This is a genomic window from Vibrio sp. F13 (assembly GCF_020806305.2).
In the GTDB taxonomy this organism is placed as follows: Bacteria; Pseudomonadota; Gammaproteobacteria; order Enterobacterales; family Vibrionaceae; genus Vibrio; species Vibrio crassostreae_C.
Map to the genome: position 1 here is coordinate 1,330,628 of NZ_CP170176.1, position 22,123 is coordinate 1,352,750.

The 22,123-nt window shown below is 43.4% G+C and carries 21 protein-coding genes; 4 read left to right on the forward strand and 17 right to left on the reverse strand.

Annotated features, from left to right (window positions below):
• Positions 1-26: 26 nt before the first annotated feature.
• From LMH68_RS20780 to LMH68_RS20810, 7 genes are all read right to left on the reverse strand, one after another.
• The gene (locus LMH68_RS20780; protein WP_029235234.1) at positions 27-914 is read right to left on the reverse strand and encodes a DUF2861 family protein; all 888 of its coding nucleotides are present in this window, start codon (positions 912-914) and stop codon (positions 27-29) included.
• The gene (vxrB, locus tag LMH68_RS20785; RefSeq protein ID WP_017060099.1) at positions 914-1,573 is read right to left on the reverse strand and encodes a response regulator transcription factor VxrB; all 660 of its coding nucleotides are present in this window, start codon (positions 1,571-1,573) and stop codon (positions 914-916) included. The genes LMH68_RS20780 and vxrB overlap by 1 nt, the downstream gene beginning before the upstream one ends.
• Positions 1,548-3,020 carry a sensor histidine kinase VxrA gene (gene vxrA / locus LMH68_RS20790; protein ID WP_102428373.1) on the reverse strand — a complete coding sequence of 491 codons (1,473 nt, stop codon included), beginning with the start codon at positions 3,018-3,020 and terminating at the stop codon, positions 1,548-1,550. The genes vxrB and vxrA overlap by 26 nt, the downstream gene beginning before the upstream one ends.
• A 289-nt stretch (positions 3,021-3,309) precedes the next feature.
• Positions 3,310-4,707 (reverse strand): Re/Si-specific NAD(P)(+) transhydrogenase subunit beta, encoded by a 1,398-nt coding sequence (gene pntB / locus LMH68_RS20795; RefSeq protein WP_229647507.1) that lies wholly within the window; start codon positions 4,705-4,707, stop codon positions 3,310-3,312.
• A gap of 10 nt (positions 4,708-4,717) precedes the next feature.
• The gene (pntA, locus tag LMH68_RS20800) at positions 4,718-6,265 is read right to left on the reverse strand and encodes a Re/Si-specific NAD(P)(+) transhydrogenase subunit alpha (protein WP_229647506.1); all 1,548 of its coding nucleotides are present in this window, start codon (positions 6,263-6,265) and stop codon (positions 4,718-4,720) included.
• A gap of 300 nt (positions 6,266-6,565) precedes the next feature.
• Positions 6,566-6,847: an HlyU family transcriptional regulator gene (locus LMH68_RS20805; RefSeq protein ID WP_004731023.1), complete on the reverse strand. Its 282-nt coding sequence runs from the start codon at positions 6,845-6,847 to the stop codon at positions 6,566-6,568.
• Between the two features lie 38 nt (positions 6,848-6,885).
• Positions 6,886-7,254 carry a late competence development ComFB family protein gene (locus LMH68_RS20810; RefSeq protein WP_017060104.1) on the reverse strand — a complete coding sequence of 123 codons (369 nt, stop codon included), beginning with the start codon at positions 7,252-7,254 and terminating at the stop codon, positions 6,886-6,888.
• 476 nt (positions 7,255-7,730) lie between these two features.
• On the opposite strand from LMH68_RS20810, the gene LMH68_RS20815 reads away from it, so the two are divergent.
• Positions 7,731-8,972, forward strand: coding sequence for a GGDEF domain-containing protein (locus LMH68_RS20815; RefSeq protein WP_032546996.1), 1,242 nt, complete (start codon positions 7,731-7,733; stop codon positions 8,970-8,972).
• A gap of 144 nt (positions 8,973-9,116) precedes the next feature.
• Here LMH68_RS20815 and LMH68_RS20820 read toward each other — a convergent pair whose 3' ends face one another.
• Both LMH68_RS20820 and LMH68_RS20825 read right to left on the reverse strand, forming a co-directional pair.
• Positions 9,117-10,127: a Solitary outer membrane autotransporter beta-barrel domain gene (locus LMH68_RS20820; protein WP_029235232.1), complete on the reverse strand. Its 1,011-nt coding sequence runs from the start codon at positions 10,125-10,127 to the stop codon at positions 9,117-9,119.
• A gap of 78 nt (positions 10,128-10,205) precedes the next feature.
• A complete protein-coding gene (locus LMH68_RS20825; protein WP_372135576.1) occupies positions 10,206-11,177 on the reverse strand; it encodes a diguanylate cyclase in 972 nt (323 codons plus the stop codon).
• A 131-nt stretch (positions 11,178-11,308) separates the two neighbouring features.
• Here LMH68_RS20825 and LMH68_RS20830 point away from each other — a divergent pair, with 131 nt between their 5' ends.
• Complete coding sequence (locus LMH68_RS20830; protein WP_017060108.1) at positions 11,309-11,746, forward strand: DUF3069 domain-containing protein; 438 nt, start codon at positions 11,309-11,311, stop codon at positions 11,744-11,746.
• Between the two features lie 311 nt (positions 11,747-12,057).
• Here the strand turns inward: LMH68_RS20830 and modC are convergent, their stop codons facing one another.
• Genes modC through LMH68_RS20850 form a run of 4 tightly spaced genes read right to left on the reverse strand, consistent with a single transcriptional unit; the run spans position 12,058 to position 16,141 of the window.
• Complete coding sequence (gene modC / locus LMH68_RS20835; protein WP_017060109.1) at positions 12,058-13,164, reverse strand: molybdenum ABC transporter ATP-binding protein ModC; 1,107 nt, start codon at positions 13,162-13,164, stop codon at positions 12,058-12,060.
• The gene (modB, locus tag LMH68_RS20840) at positions 13,161-13,859 is read right to left on the reverse strand and encodes a molybdate ABC transporter permease subunit (RefSeq protein ID WP_017060110.1); all 699 of its coding nucleotides are present in this window, start codon (positions 13,857-13,859) and stop codon (positions 13,161-13,163) included. Before modB ends, modC begins: the two co-directional genes overlap by 4 nt.
• The gene (gene modA, locus LMH68_RS20845; protein ID WP_017060111.1) at positions 13,860-14,618 is read right to left on the reverse strand and encodes a molybdate ABC transporter substrate-binding protein; all 759 of its coding nucleotides are present in this window, start codon (positions 14,616-14,618) and stop codon (positions 13,860-13,862) included. It lies immediately after the preceding gene.
• Between the two features lie 56 nt (positions 14,619-14,674).
• Positions 14,675-16,141 carry a cobyric acid synthase gene (locus LMH68_RS20850; protein ID WP_017067811.1) on the reverse strand — a complete coding sequence of 489 codons (1,467 nt, stop codon included), beginning with the start codon at positions 16,139-16,141 and terminating at the stop codon, positions 14,675-14,677.
• 278 nt (positions 16,142-16,419) lie between these two features.
• Here LMH68_RS20850 and LMH68_RS20855 point away from each other — a divergent pair, with 278 nt between their 5' ends.
• Both LMH68_RS20855 and LMH68_RS20860 read left to right on the forward strand, forming a co-directional pair.
• On the forward strand, positions 16,420-16,797 hold the full coding sequence (locus LMH68_RS20855; RefSeq protein WP_048608277.1) for a YgiW/YdeI family stress tolerance OB fold protein: 378 nt from the start codon (positions 16,420-16,422) through the stop codon (positions 16,795-16,797).
• Between the two features lie 98 nt (positions 16,798-16,895).
• Positions 16,896-17,420: a hypothetical protein gene (locus LMH68_RS20860; RefSeq protein ID WP_017060115.1), complete on the forward strand. Its 525-nt coding sequence runs from the start codon at positions 16,896-16,898 to the stop codon at positions 17,418-17,420.
• Between the two features lie 137 nt (positions 17,421-17,557).
• On the opposite strand, the gene LMH68_RS20865 is transcribed toward LMH68_RS20860, so the two are convergent.
• From LMH68_RS20865 to nrdG, 4 genes are all read right to left on the reverse strand, one after another.
• Entirely contained in the window at positions 17,558-19,165 is a 1,608-nt protein-coding gene (locus tag LMH68_RS20865; RefSeq protein WP_267868974.1) for an ABC-F family ATPase, read from the reverse strand.
• Positions 19,166-19,489: 324 nt separating this feature from the next.
• On the reverse strand, positions 19,490-20,176 hold the full coding sequence (locus tag LMH68_RS20870; RefSeq protein WP_229647504.1) for a RimK/LysX family protein: 687 nt from the start codon (positions 20,174-20,176) through the stop codon (positions 19,490-19,492).
• A gap of 11 nt (positions 20,177-20,187) precedes the next feature.
• Positions 20,188-21,372 (reverse strand): amino acid aminotransferase, encoded by a 1,185-nt coding sequence (locus tag LMH68_RS20875; protein WP_048612657.1) that lies wholly within the window; start codon positions 21,370-21,372, stop codon positions 20,188-20,190.
• A gap of 265 nt (positions 21,373-21,637) precedes the next feature.
• Positions 21,638-22,105: an anaerobic ribonucleoside-triphosphate reductase-activating protein gene (gene nrdG, locus LMH68_RS20880; protein ID WP_017064571.1), complete on the reverse strand. Its 468-nt coding sequence runs from the start codon at positions 22,103-22,105 to the stop codon at positions 21,638-21,640.
• Positions 22,106-22,123 lie beyond the last annotated feature (18 nt).

The window sequence follows — 22,123 nt, forward strand, 5'->3', positions numbered from 1 at the left end:
TACATAGTTAACGGCACAATTTTAAATTACTTTAACTCTTCTTCGCTAGAAATATCATAAGTTTTGCTGATAGTTTGTGCTTGTTCTATCGCTATGTCGCCTTGCCAGCGTGAATGCACCATTGAAACCGCTAAAACATAGCGATCATTAGGAAGTTCTTCACCAGTAAGGTTCATTGGATAATCAGATTCGTAGCTCTTGCCCCAGACCTGTTCATAGTGTTCATCAACGTAATCGTACAAACCGATTTCGAGCTTAGGGAGCGGACAATAAGGATTGAGTAGTTCTTTTTTATCGATTCGCCACGTGTCTTTTGATGCCCAGCGAACTTGTTGACGCATGGCAACTTCACCCAAAACAACCCAAGTGCTCCAAGACTTTCCGCCATCACCTTTAACGCTTAAACGGTATAAACCGGATTCAAGTTGAGAGGCTAAATTGTAACGCTTGCGGTATAGACTCACCGATGCGTTGTTAACCACTTCACTGTCTTTGGTTAACTCACTGTCCGAAGAAACGATCTTATCGACCCACTTCTCGAAGGTAATGTCTTGAATGTTGTTTTCGGATTCAACATTAATCGATACACGAAAGGTATCTCGGCCAGGGCTTTGAATGATGTGTCTTTTAACGACGACTGAACTAATCCAATCTGGGAGTGTTTTTCTGGTGAGAGTTTTACCACAATCTTTGTTCAATGCTTGATCGAACAGTTCATTGAGGTGATCTTCTCGTGATTGAGACGAGTTGATTTGCCAAACTTCCACTAATGAGTCAAACATCTGAGGTAAATCATTATCTAGCAGATGTTTATGAACTTGAGTCAGAGCATCGCTGCTCTTAAACCAATCCGTTGCTTGCGCGGTATTCGCTACGCAAGAAAACATTAATAGTGGAAGTAAGGCTATTCTCATTACGCTTTCATCTTGTAACCAACGCCACGCAGCGTTTCAATTTCTAGACCCGGCAGTTTCTGTCTTAGTTGCAGAACGTGCGTGTCTACCGTACGTGTTGTTGGGAAATGGTTGTAACCCCATACATGGTCAAGCAGTTCATCACGTGTAAACACACGTCCAAGGTTACTTGCCAAGAACAGTAGAAGGTCAAATTCAGTGCGCGTTAACGTTACTTCCTGTTCATTGAAAAACACTTCACGTGTCGCTTTATCGATAACAAGATTCTGAGCGATAACTTTTGATGCATCTTGTTCTTCAGAATCTGGCAGGCGAAGTTGAGCACGAATTCGAGCAAATAGCTCAGCCTCTGCGAATGGCTTTGTTAAGTAGTCGTTTGCACCTGAATCTAGGCCCGCTACTTTGTCTTTTACTGTCACGAGAGCCGTCAGCAAAATAACTGGGATATCTTTCTTTTTCTTCCAACCTGGAAGTGAATCTACTGAGTCGCCATCAGGAAGTTGACGGTCTAGAATCACTAAATCCGCTTGTTCCCAGTAGCCTTCAACTTCAGAGATCAGTTCTGCATGCAAACATTCATATCCAGCTTGCTCAAGGCTAACTAATAAACCGTCAGCTAAATTTTTATCATCTTCAACGAGAAGCAATGTCTGTTTCACAAGGTATCTCCAAAATAAATGTTGTTGGGGGGCCGATAAGCGTCATGTGACCGCCCATTTTTCCAACCATAGATTCCACTATCGTCAGACCTAAACCGAGTCCACTCTTACTTACGAATGGCTTTCTTAGTTGCCCCCAATCTTTGCGAGACAAGTCTCCATTATCTATAACTTTGAATGTCAGCTTCTTGTCAGAAGTATTCAGTTCTAGAATTACTGGAGCCACACCGTATTTCACGGCATTTCTGATTAGGTTATCGATGCACGTTCCCAACCAATATACGTTCACTTTTGCAGCTATATCTTTGTTTACACGGAGTTCAATCCCCGGCGCAAAGTCTTCTTCAACTTTGTATTGGAGCCACTCTTCAACACTTGGCACCCACTCTGTTGCGAGCGGTTGATTATCTGATTGCAGGTAATCTTTACTTGCTTCCGCCAACTGTCTTAAACGGCGTGTATCTTCACACAGCCTACGGAACTCATCATATACCGATTCTGGTAAGTGTTCGAACTCACGCCTGAACCCTTCCACCGTCAATGACAAACTCGCAATCGGCGTTCTTAATTCGTGCGTTAGGATTTGAAGAACCAGCATGCGACTCTTCATCTCTTGTTTCTTGCTGTTCCAGCGGTAAATCGCCCAACCTAAGACAAGCATGATGTTGGCAATAACCAAGATAAACATGGCGACTTGCAGAAGCTCTGAATGATCTTCTATTTCCCAACACACATTACCACGCTGGACAAAACAGCTTTTACCTTCTGAAGACAAGCTAAACGATAACCCAGCAAGCGTGGCATTTTCGTTCCAGACTGATTTTTTATACAGGTAATATCTGTAGCCGCGTTTTACCCACATCTCATCAAGCTCAACAAACATACTCGCACCCGCTAACAGCGCGGTGATTGCTTCGCTATCCATTTGTTGCAAGCGAGACAGTAGTTCATCGTGTTCGGTGTTTGGTCGCTCTTGAATATGCATAAAGCGCTTCAGAGAGTCGAATTTTTCTGGGTACTTCTCAACGTATCGTGCCGCATAAGAACCGCCGCCAGGGTGAATCAAACCACTACGGCTAAACCAACGGTCAGAAAGCTTGGTGCCTTTACACATTGCACGAGTAAAAACTAAAGGCTCAGTAATCAAAGGGCTTAACGGCAGTTTACCACTACAGGTTTTTGATAACTGGTACAAGCGCTGAATGTCTTTTAACGGGTACTCTGCTGTTTGTGGCAGCATAGAAGACGGCATGATCAAACGTGTTGGATAATCAGCCTGTAGCACTCGAATATCGTAAGATTCGATTGCCGTTTCATGATCAAAGAGTTTGGTGAAATTATCGATACGCTCAGGTAAAGAGTCAGCAAATGCGTTTGCAGACACAGACAACGTAGCGATAAGAAGAGTAAATGTTCTTTTGATGATCACAAACCAACGCAAATTCATATAGATCAACCAAATATATACCATTCGCTATCAAAGATAAATTTTTAACCGCATGAAAAACATTGAGAATGGCGAGCTACAGAGATAAAGGCCAATATATTACGGCCACATTGTACATACGTACTAGTAGGCTGATTGGCAAGCCAAACCTCAATTGCGACAAGTTTTGCATCAGGCTTCGTCAACTTCGTATCAACTGAGATCACACATAGAGTCGCTTTCGTAAGATAAAAAAAGGAGCTCAAATGAGCTCCTTATCGAGTTGTTACAGATTGTTTAGAGGTGATCTCTATAGATGTTCTAAGATACTTTGACAACTCTTTTTAGCATCGCCAAACAGCATCTGCGTGTTCTCTTTGAAGAACAGTGGGTTTTGCACACCGGCGTAACCTGTGTTCATCGAACGCTTGAATACGATAACATTCTGAGCGTTCCAAACTTCAAGTACTGGCATACCAGCAATTGGGCTGTTTGGATCTTCAAGTGCTGCAGGGTTTACGGTGTCATTCGCACCAATTACCAATACAGTATCTGTCTCATCGAAGTCATCGTTGATTTCGTCCATTTCTAGAACGATATCGTAAGGCACTTTCGCTTCAGCAAGCAGTACGTTCATGTGACCCGGTAACCTACCAGCAACTGGGTGGATACCAAATCGAACATTAATGCCCTGCGCTCTTAGCTTCTCAGTGATTTCATGCACTGGGTATTGTGCTTGAGCTACTGCCATGCCGTATCCAGGAGTGATGATTACTGACTTAGAGTTTTTCAGCATATCAGCCACATCTTCAGCTGATGTTTCGCGGTGTTCACCTTGCTCTTCATCGCCATCAGACACAACCACTTCTTGGCCGAATCCACCAGCAATAACGCTGATGAAAGAGCGGTTCATCGCCTTACACATAATGTAAGACAGAATCGCACCCGACGAACCAACCAATGCACCAGTTACGATAAGCAGATCGTTTGCAAGCATGAAACCTGCCGCTGCTGCTGCCCAACCAGAGTACGAGTTCAGCATAGAGACAACTACTGGCATATCTGCACCGCCAATCGATGCCACTAGGTGGTAACCGAATGCGAATGCGATAAGTGTCATCACCATTAGTGCGAACATGCTGCCGTCTGCTTTAACGAACATGATCATCAGCAGTGTAGAAACTACGATAGCCGCTAGATTCCACTTGTGCTTATGAGGGATGTTCAATGCAGACGAAGAGATAACGCCACGAAGCTTACCAAACGCAACAATAGAACCCGTGAACGTCACCGCACCGATAAACACGCCAAGGAACACTTCTACTAGATGGATAACGTGCTCTGCATGAATATCTGCAGGGTTGATAGAAACAGCAGCAGGTGGATCGATGTAGCTGTTGTAACCTACAAGTACTGCAGCCATACCTACGAAGCTGTGCAGAATTGCAACCAGCTCTGGCATTTCAGTCATTTCTACTTTTCTTGCGTAGTGGATACCAATACCACCACCGATCACCATAGCAATGATGATCCATACAATACCTGCAGAGTGAGGACCAAAGATCGTCGCGATCAACGCAATTGCCATACCCGTGATACCGTAATAGTTACCTGCACGCGCAGATTCCTGTTTCGATAACCCAGCCAAGCTCATAATAAAAAATACAGCAGCAACAATATAAGCTGCTTGTACTAATCCTTCAGACATCTGTTACTCCTTAGTCTTTACGGAACATTTCAAGCATACGTTTGGTCACGGTAAAGCCACCAAAGATATTGATACTTGCAATTAATACGGCAATAAATGATAAGAACGTGACGACGCCACTTCCTTGTCCGATCTGTAACAGTGCACCTACTACAATGATGCCTGAAATCGCGTTAGTCACGGACATCAAAGGCGTATGCAGAGAATGGCTTACATTCCAAACTACGTAATAACCCACCACACAAGCGAGAACAAAAACGGTAAAGTGAGATAAGAACGCAGCTGGAGCAACCGAAGCTACCCAAGCGAATGCACCAACAGCTACCGCCATACCCGCCACTTTCTTAATTGGAGAAACAGGTTCTTCAACTTTAGGCTCTGGTTTGGCCGCTTTTGGCTTAACTTGTTGTGGTTGAGCTGAAACTTGAATTGGTGGAGCTGGCCAAGTGACCTCGCCCTCTTTAACGACAGTAACACCACGCAGAACAACATCTTCAAAGTCGATATTGATGTTGCCATCTTTCTCTTTGCAAAGCAGTTTCAAAAGGTTAACTAGGTTCGTTGCATACAGCTGAGATGATTGAGTCGGCAGTCGACCAACCATATCAGTGTAACCAACCACCTTCACGCCATTAGCCGTTGTAATGACTTGATCCGCAACCGTGTATTCACAGTTACCGCCATTGGCCGCCGCAAGGTCTACAATCACACTACCTGCACTCATGCTGTCTACCATCTCTTTGGTAATCAGCTTCGGAGCCGGGCGACCTGGAATCAGCGCCGTAGTAATGATGATATCAACGTCTTTTGCTTGAGCTGCATAAAGCTCTTCCGCTTTCTTATTGAATGCTTCAGACATCTCTTTTGCGTAGCCGTCACCAGCACTGGTGTCTTCCTTGAAATCCACTTCCAAGAATTCAGCGCCCATCGACTCAACTTGTTCTTTAACTTCAGGACGAACATCGAATGAACGAACGATCGCACCTAAGCTACCCGCAGCGCCGATTGCCGCTAGTCCAGCAACACCAGCACCTGCAACCAGTACTTTTGCTGGTGGAACTTTACCCGCAGCCGTAATCTGGCCCGTGAAGAATCGACCAAACTCATGCGCCGCTTCAACAACAGCACGATAACCCGCGATGTTTGCCATAGAACTCAATGCATCTAACGCCTGAGCTCTTGAAATTCGTGGTACAGAATCCATCGCCATCACGTTGATGTTACGACTGGACAATTGTTCCATTAACTCTGGATTTTGAGCAGGCCAAATAAAGCTGACCAATGTTGCGCCATCTTTAAGAAGATCGATTTCATTTTTAGACTCGTCAACGATCGGAGCGTTAACTTTAAAGATAATATCGGATTTCCAAGCTTCATCTGCGGTGACAACTTTTGCTCCAGCTTGTTCATAAGCTGCATCTTCAAAACTTGCTAACGCACCTGCTTGTGATTCAACACAAACTTCAAATCCTAATTTTAGAAGCTGTTCTACCGATTTCGGCGAAGCAGCGACTCGCGTTTCACCTGCGAGCGTTTCTCTTGGTACACCAATTTGCATAGCTATTCCTTGACTATTGGCACGAATGACTTATTCGTTTGTATCTAACGACAACTAATACTTCAAGCGTTTTGTTCAAAGAACAGGAAAAGTTATTACTTATAACGATTTGGACGGAATTTGAGCGCTTCATTCGGATAAATGACGACCGTCTCGAACCAAGAGGTCAAACCACTTGCAAATAATCCTTTTAATAACAACTCACTAGCTGTTCTTTATCCATAAAACTAAAAAGAGCTTTCAGCATATACACTGAAAGCTCTCTAAATTATGACCAACATCAATTCTAACCCTAATTGGTTAGCTAAATATATTGTCGCCCATTTGGTCGATGAACATCTGCGATTTTTTGAGCATCAATTCATCGGCATCTTGTTTGTTTGAAACAACATCTGAACGAATAAAACGGTGAGTTTTGATTTCACCATCGAATTCTTTCTCGATTCGCCCAGCAACACGGTATTGACCAGATTCTGCAATGGCATCTTGATAGATATTGAAACCCTTATATTCGACTGGCTCAATCTCTACTTTTTGTTCGGTTTTTTCTTTGCCACCAAATAATCTAGAAAAGAATCCCACGTTTTTACTCCTTAAATGACCGTATTCACCCTAAACTATCATGACTGTTTACGGTTCAACAACGGCTTTTCATACCATTGCAATTCTACGTCATCGTCAAAATTGTGTTGACTAAATATAACAGGCACATTGTCATCACGTTCACGTCTTCGATCGTCAATAATCATACTTTCTGCATTTTTGACCGCGATCTCACTATTGCGTTTATAGAGCACCAATTTGTCTTCTGGCAATGCTGACAGAAAATCGATATCAAAACGAATATAGATAGGTTTTAGCTGGCCCAAAGCCAAGCACGCGAGATCGGCCAACTGTTCGTTGGTATAACTAGACACATATTCCTCGGTAGCCAATACATGACCGACCAGAGTTTCCATATAGTTATGTACATCAACACTAATTTGCATACCACACCTCCATTTGTAGCGGTTTTTCTAGTCGCAGTCGTTTCTAAAGTCACTTGAAACCATGCAATTCCTAATAGCTTTCTATAACTCAGTTATAGGTTTTACTGTCCATAGTTGAAACTTAGGCATTATTTAATCTTACTCTGACTTCATTACAGATCTTCGTCGCTTAATGAAAAGGTCACTCAATGATAACTGATCATCAAGCCCTTTAAGTGACAGCGCCAACGTAAGAGCAGCAGAGCAGATTTTGTTAAGTATCTATAACGACTAATTAATTTCTCATATATACTGTGTAGTTCGTTCTAAGGTTAATAGCAACTCAAAACACATATAAAAATGATTGCACCAATAGCGACCTATGACTATGTTTTTGCTCTAATTTAGGCAAAAAGCTTGGCAATCGCTTGTTTAACCGTATCCTACGCATAGTATTAAATAATAAGATCATCAATATAGTTAGGCTCACCACATAAATGGCATCATCTTTTGTAACGTCGAGCATGTTTCGATTTTGCTTCCCTTTAGTCCTGTTAACAATTTTGCTCGTTGGTATGGACAACGTCATTCTCGTGACGGACTCAAATTTAGGGTTTGCTAGCAACCTCCCTTACATTTTATTGAGCGTTGCGGTTCTGCTATGCCATACGTTCAGACAAGGTCGAATGGCGATGGTATCGGTGACCATGCTTGTCGCTTATCTGATCATCCAAGTTCGCTTACAAACGCCTCTCAATACTGGCACAACGCTATTAGAGCTCTCGTTACTTGCGGCATTAGTACCTGTCACTTGCTTACTTGTTTATGCCTTCCCTGATAACGGCGTAAACTCAAAGTCGATGCTGCTCTACGCCATCGTTCTTGTTCTGTTTATGGTGTGGGCACAATTGATCGTCTCTCACTTCCATGCCGGCGGTTTTGAATCATGGAGTGATGGTCTTCTATTTATTGTCAGAGACTTCTCCAAACTGCCTTTTGTTTTAGTGCTGTATAGCCTTTGCTTGCTTGGCCTTACTGCCATTCTCGTGTTGGTGTATAACCGCTCTATCGATGTTGTGGTTTATAGCGCTATCCTGCTTTCTTCTTGTACGTTCATCTTCTTCGATATTCAGTACATCTCGAGCACCATGTTCTCGCTGTCAGGCACACTGATCATCGTCTATGTGATGTCTGCTAGTCATGATATGGCCTTTAACGACCAACTGACTAACATTCCCGGTCGACACGCCTTAGAAGTCGATATGAAGCACTTGGGGCGTAAGTATTCGATGGCGATGGTCGATATTGATCACTTTAAACAATTCAACGATACCTACGGACATGACATTGGCGACGATGTGTTAAAACTGGTGGCACGCATTCTGAGGGAAACCACAGGCGGCGCTAAAGCTTATCGCTATGGTGGAGAAGAGTTCACGATTATCTTCAAAGGAAAACATTCGGAACAAGTTAAAGAGCACCTTCAAGCTCTGATTTCCGAGGTTCAAAACTACGACATGACGATTCGTAATAGTCATGAACGCCCCGACGATCATGAAGTGGGTATGAAAAAGCGTGGCAAGAAAGGCAAACCATCGGAAGTGGTGAATGTGACGGTGAGTATTGGATTGTCTGATAGTACAACCACCAGACATCCTGAAGAGGTGTTGAAGCTTGCTGACCAAGCGCTGTATAAAGCGAAAGAAACCGGTCGAAACAAACTGTGTATTGACCGTTAACAATAGTTGATAGCGAAAGATATTGAGTGCTAGAGATCTAAATAGCTTAAGCCATTAATAGCGATCTGCTTCAATAACTATCACTTCCAAGTTCAACGAGCCTCATTGATTTGAGGCCGTATGGGCTTAACTGGAAAAAAGAGCTTAATCTTGGTTGAAGAATATAACCAAGCTGCCACCTTTTAAGCTACTTCCGTAGTTAATCGTAAAACCTATTCCCACGTTATCGACCCACTCATTAAACAGGTTTGGGTTAAGCAACCAACCAACACTGCCCTCGTAGTAAGATGTGGTGCCCATAGATGCCACGGTGTCACCACCAATATCAATTCGTCTTATACTCGAGTACATCGATGTGATGTTCTTATCCCAACGCACGAGATCATAGAAAACCTTGGCTTCATTGGCGATATACCACCCTTCAGGATGACCGACATTGCCATTATTCGCCTCGCCCCAGCCGATGCCATTAAAGTAATGCCAACTGGTGCTCAATTTATACTTTCCCCAGTCATTCTTATCTTCGTACATCAGCTTGATTTTAGGCTCGATGATGTAAGCCCAAGCATCAGTATTGAGATATACGCCATCCAGTTGGTCTTGAATAGGCTTTAGCAACGAAGCGCGATATTCATAATCATTGCGGTAGTAAGAGATGTGGTTACCGATTGCAGAGCTGAAGCTCCAATATTCGTCTAGCTGGGACACATTCGCGAATTCGACGTAGCCAGACACTACCGACTCTTTTTGAAAATCGTTTCTGTTTGCTGCCGCGTACTCGACATCGTTCTCGATTCGCAATGCAGACAAGCGTAGCGTCACCTCTTGATGGTTGTCTTCGATGTAACTTGGTAATTCAAATGTGTAAGGCAAACTCAGGGAGGTGATGTTTTGGCGACGACTTACCGAATCATTCGAACCGATGTCTTCATTGTCCAAACTAAACACTTTATTGGGGTCAAAGTTATTGATACCAAAAGTGAAAACATCGGTGTCGTTGAGCAATACACTGGTGGCAAAGCTCTGCTCTAGATCCTTTCGAAAAAGATCAGATAGCGTATTGGCATTAACAGTGGTCGCCAAAGCGGTAAAAAATAGAGGAACCGCAAGCGTCCAAGATGTGTTAGTCATAGAAAATGACTTCGAATGTGGCATTTCTTTTATCACTTAAAGTACTTCCTAGCTCAAACGCTATTAGAAGTATAAATTCAAATATCTAAAAGAGCTCGCCAACTAACGCGCAAGCTCCAAAATGTTACGTTGTACAAAGGTATTTCTACCACTTTGCTTCGCTTGATAAAGCGCTTGATCGACCTTTTCGTAAATAGACGCAATAGATTCGCCACCTTCTGGCACAAATGACAACACACCTTGTGACGCTGTCACTCTATCCGATACCGTTGAGTGTTCATGAGCGTAGTTCATCTCATGCAATGCCTCTTTAACTCGAGTCGCGTGTACCTTAGCGCCTTCACTGTCTGTATCGCTAAGAATCAGAACAAACTCTTCACCGCCATAACGACCTACAAATTCTCCCGCACGAACAAACAGCTGTTTCAAGGTATTAGCAAGCCCTTGTAAGCACTTATCCCCTTGAATATGACCATAATTATCGTTGTAAGGCTTAAAGAAGTCTACATCTAGAAGTATGACTGTCATGGATATATTACGTCTTCCGTGCCACGCTATGCTCTCTTCAAGCTTAGTATCCATATATCGACGGTTATACAATTTGGTCAGGCCATCTTCGTTGGCTTGTTGCTGCAGAAGGATGTTCAGTTCTTCGAGTTTGGCTGTGCTTTGTTTTAGCTCTCGTCTCATGTGCGCGATACGTTGCATCGCAATCAGCTTAGAATTCAAAACAACCTTGTTTACTGGCTTGATCAGGTAATCATCGCCACCAGCGTCAATCGCTTTTGCGATCATCTCAGGTTCTTCGTGACCACTAAGAAAGATGATGGGAACCCATTCTGGGAATCGGCTTCGAACCTCATTCGCCACTTCAAAACCATCCATATCAGGCATGTTGATATCAAGTAACACGAGTTCAGGATCAAAATCAGAATAAACACTCAGGGCTTCTTTTCCGCTACCGACAGCTTCTACAATATGACCCAGTTGCTTGAGTCGGATAGCAAGTTGCATCCTGTCTAGTTGAACGTCATCAACCAGCAATATGCGCATTGAAGATCCCTTTTCTATCATCACATCACCTTTATCTAGTGTTGAATATTCAAAGTAGCTCAAATTTGGGCTTAAATCATGCCCTAATCTCTATATTATATTGACTTTTTTACAGATCTTTTTAGCATTGTTTCTTTTTAAAGAGAAATACTATGTCAGACGCTACAAACAACGAACAACAAGAAATCGATTTAACCACCATCTCACCAGAACTTCGTCAAGTTATCGAATTTGATGGCGTACCAAAAGAGATGCACTTTATGGTTACTTCTATTCACGAAGTGTCTGAAGAAGCAGTACGCGAAGCTTGGGATAGTCTTCCAGCAAGCGCACAAAATGTTTTAGACAACTTCGAGCAGTTCCACGCTCTAATCTCAGTTAGCCAAGCTTTCGCTGGTGTTAACGTGATGGAAGAGTTCCCTACTCTTAAACTTCCAGAAGACATGTCTGACGAAGAAAAAGAAGAGTACCGTGCTCAACTGCTAGACCAAGTTCTACACAACTGTGTAAAAGACATGGTTAAACAAATCAAGAAAGCTCGTCGTGATGCAATCTTGAAGCGTGATTTCAAAGAAGTTTTTACTAAGTAAGTCGCTAGTCGCCTAAACTAGGCTAAGCGCTAACAGTACTACTTAGAATTAAGCCGCATGTTTCTTTAAACACGCGGCTTTTTTATATCCGCTATTTTCTGTTCGTCGATCGTTACGTCTGTATGTTCTTGTTGCTAATGTTCATATGATTCGACAAATTATATGCTTTAACACTTATATAGTGTGACGCAAAACTGGCAGTTATACCGTATAAAAATGACGCATGTATCCATTCATGGAATCAAGACCGAATTTTCAGAACCTATAACAGGCAGTATCGCGGCAATATCGAAAAACTGACCTTGTCAGGTTTAATGCGTTACCGCGATATCTCTTTGAGCGACACTCACACCTTTAATTTGAGCGTAAACACGCTGCCCGATTTCTAGATTTAACTCATCCAGCGCCCACAATGTAATGGTTGCCCATAGGTAGCACCCAGACTCTAACTCTAGCTCGACCTCGACACTCTGCTTATTTGTGCCTTGTTGGTGCGTCTCTACGCTTTTAATGGTGACAGGAAGGATGTTACGTATAGAAGTCCCTTTCGGCCGTTCTAGCGTGATAGAGACATCATTTGCCCTAACTTGCAGCCTCACTGTCGTACCAAGCTCACTCGATACTTTCTGAACCCATAACGACGTCGACTTTCCTAGCATCAGGCGAGACAGCGCATAATCGTCATTGTGTTCCGCTAATGTCGCTTCAAACAACGAGCTTTGCTCTGAGAAAGATTGCCAAGGTTGCATGGCTCTCGATGCCCAAACCTCTTCCGTCACACCCGACGAAATCACTTTGCCTTGGTCAATAATCACAAGGTGATTTGCCAAGCGTAAAATTTCATTGAGGCTATGGGTGACATAGATGATCGGTATTTGGACGGTTTCGGATAAGTTTTCCAGAAATGGCATCACTTCGCGCTTACGAGGCAAGTCGAGAGACGCTAAAGGCTCATCCATCAACAAAATGCTCGGCTTTGATAACAAAGCGCGGCCAATCGCCACACGTTGCTTCTCACCGCCAGACAAACGAGCTGGGTATCGGTCAAGCAATGAACCCAAAGACAACAGCGAGACTATTTGCTCAAAGTGCGCTTGATCGACGCTTTTCATACCGTATTTAAGGTTCGCTGCCACCTTCATATGTGGAAACAATCGCGACTCTTGGAACACATAACCGACGTTGCGTTTGTGAGTCGGCAAATTAATGCCATTTTCACTATCGAACAGTGTGGTTCCAGATACGCTGATCAGACCTTTATCGGGCTGTTTAAGGCCACTGATTGCATTGATAAGTGAGGTTTTACCCGCGCCAGAACGACCAAAAATTGCCGTAATGCCGCTACTTGGTAATTCCAAGTCGATATCAAAGAACGTTTCACCAAGTTGTTGTTGATATTGGAGGATCAAAGCACTCATGCATTGCCTCCCAAGCGTTGTGCTGACTTTTTGTTGAGCCACTCAGATAGCATCAATGAACCCAGCGCTATCACAATAGAAATGACACACAAACGCGCGGCTTCCATTTCAGCGCCAGGGGTTTCAATAAAGGTATACATAGCCAAAGGAATGGTTTGAGTTTCACCGGGAATATTTGAAACGAAGCTGATGGTCGCGCCAAACTCCCCTAGGCTTCTTGCGAATGAAAGCATGGTGCCGGTAATGACCCCTGGGATCATCAAGGGTAAAGTGATCGTGAAAAACACACGAAGAGGTGAAGCGCCTAATGTAGCAGCCGCCTCTTCAAGCTTACTGTCTACGGTTTCTAGGCTCAATCTAATAGAGCGAACCATCAGCGGCAACGCCACAACCACACAAGCGAGTGCCGCGCCCTTCCAGCTAAAGCTGAATACAATACCAAACACGTCATTGAGCCACGAACCTATGATACCTTGCCTGCCCATCATCACTAGCAGTAAATAGCCAATAACCACAGGTGGAAGTACCAAAGGTAAATGGACAATACTCTCAACAATGCTCTTACCTACAAATTGTTTCTTAGCAAGTAGCCATGCTAAGCCAATACCGATAGGGATAAGCCATAAGATTGCAAACCCAGCGACTTTTAAGCTCAGCATTAAGGCTTGGTATTCGTATTCCGATAAATACATCATTTAACGCACTTCAAATCCAAAACTGTTCAAGGTGTCTTTCGCTTTTTCGCTCTTTAGGAAAGTATAGAACTCTTCTGCCACAACTTTATCACTCAACTTCGCTACAGGGTAACGTATTGGTGTGTGCAGATCTGATGGGAAGGTCGACACTAGGTTTACTTCTTTAGAAAGCAACGCATCCGTTTTGTAGACAATGCCAAGCTTAGCTTCACTGCGCTCGACTAAGGCTAAGGCCATACGAACATTGTTACTTGGTGCCAATCGAGTTTTCACATCGTCCCATACACCTAACGTTTCTAACGCTTCTTTTGCATAGATACCAGCAGGAACCGACATGGTGTTACCCACTGCAAGCCTTTCATTAGTAAGAAGTTTAGCCCATTGTTCACCTTTTGATAGGTCTAACGTTACCGATGTCTCTTTAGGAGCAATCAGCACCAGTTCGTTTTCACATAGGTTTGTGACATTGTCACTATAAACCAATTTACGATCGACTAAATGCGTCATCCATTTCTCATTTGCCGAGATAAAAATGTCTGCTGGTGCTCCTCTTTCGATTTGTCGCACCAAAGACGATGTACTCGCGTACACAGGAATCACATCGACAGAATGGTCTTTCTCAAACTCTTCAACCAACAGATTAACCGCATTGGTCATCGACGATGCAGCGTAAACTCGTAGCTTTTCCGCAGCAAAAAGATGACTAGAACTCAATGCCGAAGTTAAAGCCATGGTTAAAAGGAAGACTCGCTTTTTCATTGTTATCACTTATCTATTGTTCGTTTAAGTTCTTTAGCTAACTTCTAAATGGCGGCTTAAGCTGTTAACTCTGGCCAAAGCAGATCAAGATTTAAGTACTCTTCGATGGCATCAGCGATTCGATTAATACCCAGCTCTTTAAGCTGTTCGTGGTCAATCGCGGTCACATCGTTGGCTCCTGCCCATTCGCAAATAAGCGACAACGCATCACTGTTGTCGAATACGCCATGCAAGTAAGTACCAAAAATCGAGTTATCTTGATTCACAGCGCCATCTAGGCTGCCAGATTCTAACTGAACCGGTAAGGCTGTTTCTTTGACATCAGTCCTACCTACGTGGATTTCATACCCTTTTACTTGTGCTGTTTTGCCATCCAGCGTCATGGTGCCGCGTACGTTGGTTAAGGTTTTCTGCTGTGTAAGGGTCGTTTCAGTATCCAGATACCTTAACCCTTCGCTGCTGCCGGGTTCCCCTTCAACGCCATCAGGATCGTGGATGATGTTACCTAACATTTGGTAGCCACCGCAGATACCCATCACTTTGCCGCCTAAGCGCAGGTGGCGTTGAATATCTTTATCCCAGCCTTGTTCTTTTAGGTAATCCAAATCTGCTCTTACCGACTTTGTACCCGGCAAGATAATTAAATCAGCATTGTTTACACGTTCGCCTTTACCGACATAACGTAAATCAATCGAAGGATTCAATCTTAACGCGTCAAAGTCTGTATGGTTGCTGATTCGGGTTAGCACTGGCACCGCCACCTTAAGCTTAGCTTCTCCGTCAGACTCTTGAGCAGAGGTAATGGCATCTTCCGCTTCTAAGTTAAAACCATGCAGATATGGCAAAACACCAATGACTGGCTTGCCGGTTTTTTCCTCTAGCCAATCTAGGCCAGATTGAAGCAGTGCGATATCGCCTCTAAAACGATTTATCACAAAGCCTTTTACACGAGCTTGTTCAGATTCAGACAATAGAGCTAATGTCCCGTAGAGATGCGCAAAAACGCCACCACGGTCAATATCAGCAACGATGAGCACAGGGATGTCCGCTTTCTCAGCAAATCCCATGTTAGCGATATCATTTTCACGAAGATTGATTTCGGCTGGGCTCCCCGCACCTTCAATCATCACGCTTTCATATTCTTCAGAAAGTCGGTCAAACGAATCGATAACTGTATCCATCGCCACTTTCTTGTAATCATGATAACCCGTCGCTTCCATGTTGCTCAGCGCTCGGCCTTGCAAAATCACTTGCGCGCCGGTATCTGAGTTGGGCTTTAGCAATACAGGGTTCATGTGAACGGTTGGCTCTATATTACAAGCTTGCGCCTGAACCGCTTGAGCACGGCCAATTTCGCCACCATCTTTTGTCACAGCACTGTTCAACGCCATGTTTTGTGGCTTAAAAGGTGCCACTTTGATTCCTTTCCTTGCCAAAACACGGCATAAACCTGCCACCAAAACACTTTTTCCGGCATCTGACGTTGTCCCTTGAACCATAAGGGCACTTAATGGTGCTCGCATTTGTACTTAAATCCTTAATTTCTTAATTTTCAATTTATAGCTGTGGGCAATATTTCTCTGCGACCATCTTAACGTCATTGCCGAGTAGATGCTCAATAAAATGAATGGAAAATGAATGTGTTACTCACTCTGGATTCAACCCCAGTGTTGTTTAATAGCTCCATCGAAACGAAGCTTGTGAACGATAACAGGCGCTTCAACAAAAAACGTACTAACGAAAAGAAACGTTTCAAATTCAGAAAAACGTTTCTACTAAAAACAACATTAAGGGATTCACCATGAAAAAAACTGTATTAGCTATCGCATCTACTATTATCCTTGCTCCTACTTTCGCAATGGCTAGTGACCACAACAGCAACAAGCACGAAAGCGCTATTGCTTATACTGGCCCAATTGAAACCGTTTCTGTTGCGACACTACTTGCCGACACAAGCATGTTCGCAGAGCAAGAAGCAATTGTGGATGGCAAGATCGTTCGTCAACTTAAGAATGACACGTTTGTCTTCTCTGATGGCCAGAGTGAAATTCAAATCGAACTTGATGATGATATCCGCCTAGCACAACCACTGACCGCTGATACAAAAGTTCGTATCTTCGGTGAATATGAAGGTGGTAAGACACCTGAAATCGAAGTGGACCACATCCAGGTTCTATAAGCGATTAATATAAAAATACCGACTTCAAATAATTGGCCTGCATATTGCAAGCTTTTTTGTATTATACTGCCGCAAAATACAATTTATATGGAGTCACCATGCTAGGTTGCACGAATAAGACTGTCCTTTTAGGACTCGCTGCACTGTGTTCATTCTCTGCGTCTGCAAACAACTTTAACTACAACACATTCGAGCTGCGCATGGGTACTAGCCCAAGTACTTTCGGTGGTGAAGTCACAACAATGTTCACTCAGAACTCTCATTTTGTTGCTCGTATCGATTCAGAATTTGAAAGTGATTGGGATGCAGCGGTAGGTATGGGATTCAACGGCCCAATCAGTCAATTTGCTGACGTTACTGGCCAAATGTTACTGCACAACATTGAACGGAATGACGATAACCACATCAAAACAGAAATTAACCTTGGCTTGAGAGCTTGGTTAATGGCAAACGTTGAAGTTAACGCACGCCTTGGTCAACTGATCGACAACGATGACACTCGTTCAATTTTGGGTATCGGTGCTCGTTTCCATTCAACTGATCAACTGTCTGTTGGTCTTGATATGCGCAATAACGGCACATATGGCCACCAAATCTTAATGTCGGCTCGATTCGGATTCTAATCTAGATTTCAATTACTGAGTAATAAATAGCTAAACGTATTACATAGAAAAGCCCCGAACATATTAATGTTCGGGGCTTTTTTGTTTGTTAGTTTCGCTGGCTTTTAGTCGTTCACGACCTGAGCCAGCGACTTGCTTTATAAGCTAACCATCAGCATCTTTTTCTGGTGATCTAAGTACTCTTCATAAGTACCTTGGAAGCTCACTAGCTGTTGATCTTTTACATCGATGATGTGTGTTGCTAATGAAGAAACGAACTCTCGGTCATGGCTTACGAAGATAAGCGTGCCAGTGTAAACCTTCAACGCGTCGTTCAGGGCTTGGATTGCTTCCATGTCCATGTGGTTGGTTGGTTCGTCCATTACAAGCACGTTGATGTCTTGCATCATTAGCTTGCCGAATAACAGACGGTTCTTCTCACCACCAGAACAGTTACGCGCTTTTTTGTTCGCATCGTCAGCAGTAAACAATAGGCGACCTAGAATGCCACGTACCATAAGGTCATCGTGCTTCACTGTGCGCCATTGAGAGATCCAATCGAAGATGCTCAGGTCGTTGTCAAAGTCAGTCGTGCTATCTTGTGGGCAGTAGCCTACCGATGCGTTTTCAGACCATTTAACGATACCTTCGTTTTGCTCTAGTTCTTGAACTAGGCAACGTAGCAGCGTGGTTTTACCCACACCGTTCTCACCGATAACAGCAAGACGTGTGCCCGCTTCAAGCAACAAGTTACCACCAGCAAACAGTGTTTCGCCATCGAAGCCGTGACTAAGCTCTTTAAGTTCAAGCGCTTGACGGTGTAATTTCTTACCTTCGCCAAAATCAATAGATGGGCTCATACGGCTCGATGATTTCACTTCATCAAGCGTGATCTTATCCATTTTCTTGGCACGAGAGCTTGCTTGTTTTGCTTTAGATGCGTTAGCACCAAAACGGTTTACGAAATCTTGAAGCTCGCTGATTTCAGCCGCTTTCTTAGCGTTGCTTGCTAAAAGCTGTTCACGAATCAAGCCAGATGCTTCTAGGAAGTACTCGTAGTTACCAGGGTAGACACGTAGCTCACCGTAGTCGATGTCTGCCATGTGTGTACACACAGAGTTCAGGAAGTGTCTATCGTGCGAAATGATGATCATTGTACATTTACGCTGGTTTAGCTCTTCAGCAAGCCAGTTGATCGTGTGAATGTCCAAGTTGTTGGTTGGTTCATCAAGAAGCAGGATATCTGGGTTTGCAAACAGAGCTTGTGCCAATAGCACACGCAGTTTCCAACCTGGAGCTACTTGCTGCATCAAGCCGAAATGGAACTCTTCTTCAATACCCGCTTGAATTAGGATGTCGCCAGCACGGCTTTCTGCTGTGTAGCCATCCATTTCCGCGAATTCGCTTTCAAGCTCAGCGACTTTCATGCCATCGTCTTCGCTCATTTCTGGCAAAGAGTAAATGCGGTCACGTTCTTGTTTTACTTCCCACAGCTTTCTGTCACCCATGATCACAACGTCGATAACGCTGTACTGTTCGAAAGCGAACTGATCTTGGCTTAGCACACCCAGCTTTTCTCCTGGAGTGATAGAAACGTTGCCCGAGCTTGGCGTTAATGCGCCACTTAGGATTTTCATGAACGTTGATTTGCCGCAACCATTAGCGCCGATCAAACCATAACGGTTGCCGTTACCAAATTTAGCAGAGATGTTTTCAAACAGCGGCTCTGCGCCAAATTGCATTGTGATGTTCGCGGTAGATATCAAAGAACTAATTCCTAAGCGTGTACTGACAGATAATTATTAGGCTATTTCAAGAACCTAAATAAGAAGTACGAAAGTATGGATTAAACAAAAATCGAAGCGCGGATTATATAGAGATCTCGATCACGTTGTCGAGGCTAAACAGTAAACGAATAGTAAACATAGACCATTTAGATGCTTTTCATACGTTATGGGGTGTAAATAAAAAAATCCCCACCAGCAGAACTGGTAGGGATTTCATTTATCAACACTAAAAGTCTTTTAAGCTCGTCACCTTTGAAACTATAGCTCTTCAAAACGAAAAGCTTTGATGACGAGCAGAACTTGTTATTTAGTAATTTTCTTCTGAACGTATTTTTTGCTCACGTCGACAACCGCAACATCTCTAAAGAAGCTTCTACCCAACAGAAGTGGGAAAGAAAGATGCGTTCGGTCGGCTAGCGTAAATTCAGTTTTGTCTTTTAGATCGCCAATTTGAATCGAAGCTACAACCACAGCGCGTCGTTGTGTGCCTTCTGCGCTTGATTGCTTGATCTTAACCCAGCGTTCTACTGGTAAGCTGATCTCTTCAGTTGTAATTCCGTCGTGTTCAATCTTGAACTTAACCCAGTCTTTGCCGTCACGTTCAAAATCAACAATATCAACTGCACTGATTGAAGAGGTTGTTGCACCGGTATCGACACGTGCTTTAAACGCTTCTTTTAAACCAGGAACAAACACCCACTCTTCTTCACCAAGAATCAGTTTGCCATCACTTGTTTTTCTAACCTTCTCTACTGGTTTTTCAACAGGTGCAGGTTTTACTTCCGGCTCAGTTGGTTTTACTTCTTCAGGCTTCTCAGTAGGTTCCGTTACTTTCTCGCCTTCTGTAGCGTCAGTTTTTGAAGAGTCATCCACAACAGGTTGTTCGATTTGAGGCTTTTGCTCTGGCTCAACAGGAGTTTGAGTTGTAGCCGAACAAGCAAACAGGCCACCACTTAGCATTAAAACTACAATCGCTTTCCAATTATACATTCAGTCACCTTCTATTTTGAAACGTTTGCTATCGCTTTTGCTACATAAGGAATATGAGATTCGGAAAGGCCTGCGATATTGATGCGTCCATCACCAACACCATAGACTCCATATTCTTCACGTAATTGATTCATTTGAGTTTCTTTAAAGCCTAGTACACTAAACATGCCTTTATGGCTTTCAATGAAGTCAAATTGTGACGTGTTATAAGTATTTCGCAATTCATCACATAAACTTTGGCGCAGATTTAACAAACGTTGCTGCATTTCACTCAATTCTTGCTTCCAAATCGAGGTTAGCTCTTGATTCTGAAGAATTGTTTTAACCAAAGCTGCACCATGATCTGGCGGCATTGTGTAAGTTGAACGAGCAAGCGTTAGAAGCTTACCTTTAGCATTGCCAACGTGTTCGCTGTTTTTGCCAATCACGATAGCGGCACCCGTTCTTTCACGGTATAAACCGAAGTTCTTCGAGCAAGATGTCGTAATCAACATCTCTTCGACGTTGTTAGCCATGTGTTGAAGACCTTTTGCGTCTTCTTCTAAGCCATCACCAAAGCCTTGGTAGGCAATATCAACGAACGGTAAGAAACCATTCTTCTGAGATAATTTGGTGATTTCCTGCCACGCTTCAAAGTTGATATCCGCACCCGTTGGGTTATGACAGCAACCGTGCAGTAGTACCACATCTGATGGACCCGCTTTTGAAAGGTCATCCAACATTCTTGCAGTATCAACTTGCTTCGTTTCAGGACTGAAGTAATTGTAATATCGAACTTTTAAGCCTGCCGCTTCCATCACCGGTTTGTGGTTAACGTAGCTTGGGTTTGAAATCCAAACCGTGGTGTCTGGTTGAGAAACTTTCATTAAGTCACCCAACATGCGAAGTGCACCACTTGCACCCGGTGTTTGAATCGCAGCAACGCGATCCATTGCAGAAGTCCCTTTAAGCAGCAGATCAACCATGCTCTGGTTGAACTCTTCACAGCCTGCTAGGCCAACGTAAGCTTTGGTTTTCTGCGTTTCAACAACGATATCTTGAGCCATAGAAACGGCTTTCATGATCGGAGTTTCGCCTTGATCGTTTTTGTAAACGCCAATGCCTAAGTCGACTTTATCAGTACGAGTATCGCCGCGGTAAGCAACAGAAAGAGATAGAATTGGATCTAAAGTTGGTTTTGGTAGATGTGAAAACATGAAAGTCACAACCCTTTGAAATTCAAGTAATGGCCTCCAAGTTATCATTTTATTTACAATTTAAGAAACAGAAATTCATCAAAGTTTTGATTTTTAGGAGATAACTCTAGTTGAGACTGGTGCAATCTAATATTCCCTATTCCATATAGTTCAATATTCAATCAATTTACAAATTTAGAACGTCATAAAATAAAAAAGCCTCAACAGAGAAGCTGAGGCTACTAATTTGCACTAATGTAGGTTGACGTTAACTAACGAAAGTCTACTAGAGTCGGAACCGATGAATAATTTGGTTTGAACTACCACGCCAATCCAACATTGGATCCGCTTTATCTTGCTCAAAACGACCATCAATCAAAGTATCAACATATTCAAGTACTTGCCTCTGCTTTTCGTCGAGTTCGTCGAGCTCGTAGCCCGTCCACATCCAGATGTCTTTGCCTTCACATTCTGCTTTTACACGCTGAACAAGCTTAAGCACTTCAGACACGTTTGCAGGATGCAAAGGATCACCACCAGAAAGCGACAAGCCACGACGCTTAATTCGCGGATCATTGAGATCAGCGATAATGTGGTCTTGCAGTTCTTGAGTAAACAAATGCCCAGAGTCCAACCTTTGCGTCGATTGGTTATAACACCCGCGACACTGGTGTACACAACCCGACACAAACAAAGTGCAGCGTGTTCCAGGGCCATTTACAACGTCGATTGGGTGATATTGGTGATAATTCATAAGGCAGTATTGAAAACT

Excerpts from the sequence above, each read along its gene's own strand:
- LMH68_RS20780 (WP_029235234.1), bottom strand. The coding sequence starts at position 914 with ATGAGAATAGCCTTACTTCCACTATTAATGTTTTCTTGCGTAGCGAAT.
- vxrA (WP_102428373.1), bottom strand. The coding sequence starts at position 3,020 with ATGAATTTGCGTTGGTTTGTGATCATCAAAAGAACATTTACTCTTCTT.
- pntB (WP_229647507.1), bottom strand. The coding sequence starts at position 4,707 with ATGTCTGAAGGATTAGTACAAGCAGCTTATATTGTTGCTGCTGTATTT.
- pntA (WP_229647506.1), bottom strand. The coding sequence starts at position 6,265 with ATGCAAATTGGTGTACCAAGAGAAACGCTCGCAGGTGAAACGCGAGTC.
- LMH68_RS20810 (WP_017060104.1), bottom strand. The coding sequence starts at position 7,254 with ATGCAAATTAGTGTTGATGTACATAACTATATGGAAACTCTGGTCGGT.
- LMH68_RS20815 (WP_032546996.1), top strand. The coding sequence starts at position 7,731 with ATGGCATCATCTTTTGTAACGTCGAGCATGTTTCGATTTTGCTTCCCT.
- LMH68_RS20820 (WP_029235232.1), bottom strand. The coding sequence starts at position 10,127 with ATGCCACATTCGAAGTCATTTTCTATGACTAACACATCTTGGACGCTT.
- LMH68_RS20825 (WP_372135576.1), bottom strand. The coding sequence starts at position 11,177 with ATGATAGAAAAGGGATCTTCAATGCGCATATTGCTGGTTGATGACGTT.
- LMH68_RS20830 (WP_017060108.1), top strand. The coding sequence starts at position 11,309 with ATGTCAGACGCTACAAACAACGAACAACAAGAAATCGATTTAACCACC.
- modC (WP_017060109.1), bottom strand. The coding sequence starts at position 13,164 with ATGAGTGCTTTGATCCTCCAATATCAACAACAACTTGGTGAAACGTTC.
- modB (WP_017060110.1), bottom strand. The coding sequence starts at position 13,859 with ATGATGTATTTATCGGAATACGAATACCAAGCCTTAATGCTGAGCTTA.
- modA (WP_017060111.1), bottom strand. The coding sequence starts at position 14,618 with ATGAAAAAGCGAGTCTTCCTTTTAACCATGGCTTTAACTTCGGCATTG.
- LMH68_RS20850 (WP_017067811.1), bottom strand. The coding sequence starts at position 16,141 with ATGCGAGCACCATTAAGTGCCCTTATGGTTCAAGGGACAACGTCAGAT.
- LMH68_RS20855 (WP_048608277.1), top strand. The coding sequence starts at position 16,420 with ATGAAAAAAACTGTATTAGCTATCGCATCTACTATTATCCTTGCTCCT.
- LMH68_RS20860 (WP_017060115.1), top strand. The coding sequence starts at position 16,896 with ATGCTAGGTTGCACGAATAAGACTGTCCTTTTAGGACTCGCTGCACTG.
- LMH68_RS20870 (WP_229647504.1), bottom strand. The coding sequence starts at position 20,176 with ATGTATAATTGGAAAGCGATTGTAGTTTTAATGCTAAGTGGTGGCCTG.
- LMH68_RS20875 (WP_048612657.1), bottom strand. The coding sequence starts at position 21,372 with ATGTTTTCACATCTACCAAAACCAACTTTAGATCCAATTCTATCTCTT.
- nrdG (WP_017064571.1), bottom strand. The coding sequence starts at position 22,105 with ATGAATTATCACCAATATCACCCAATCGACGTTGTAAATGGCCCTGGA.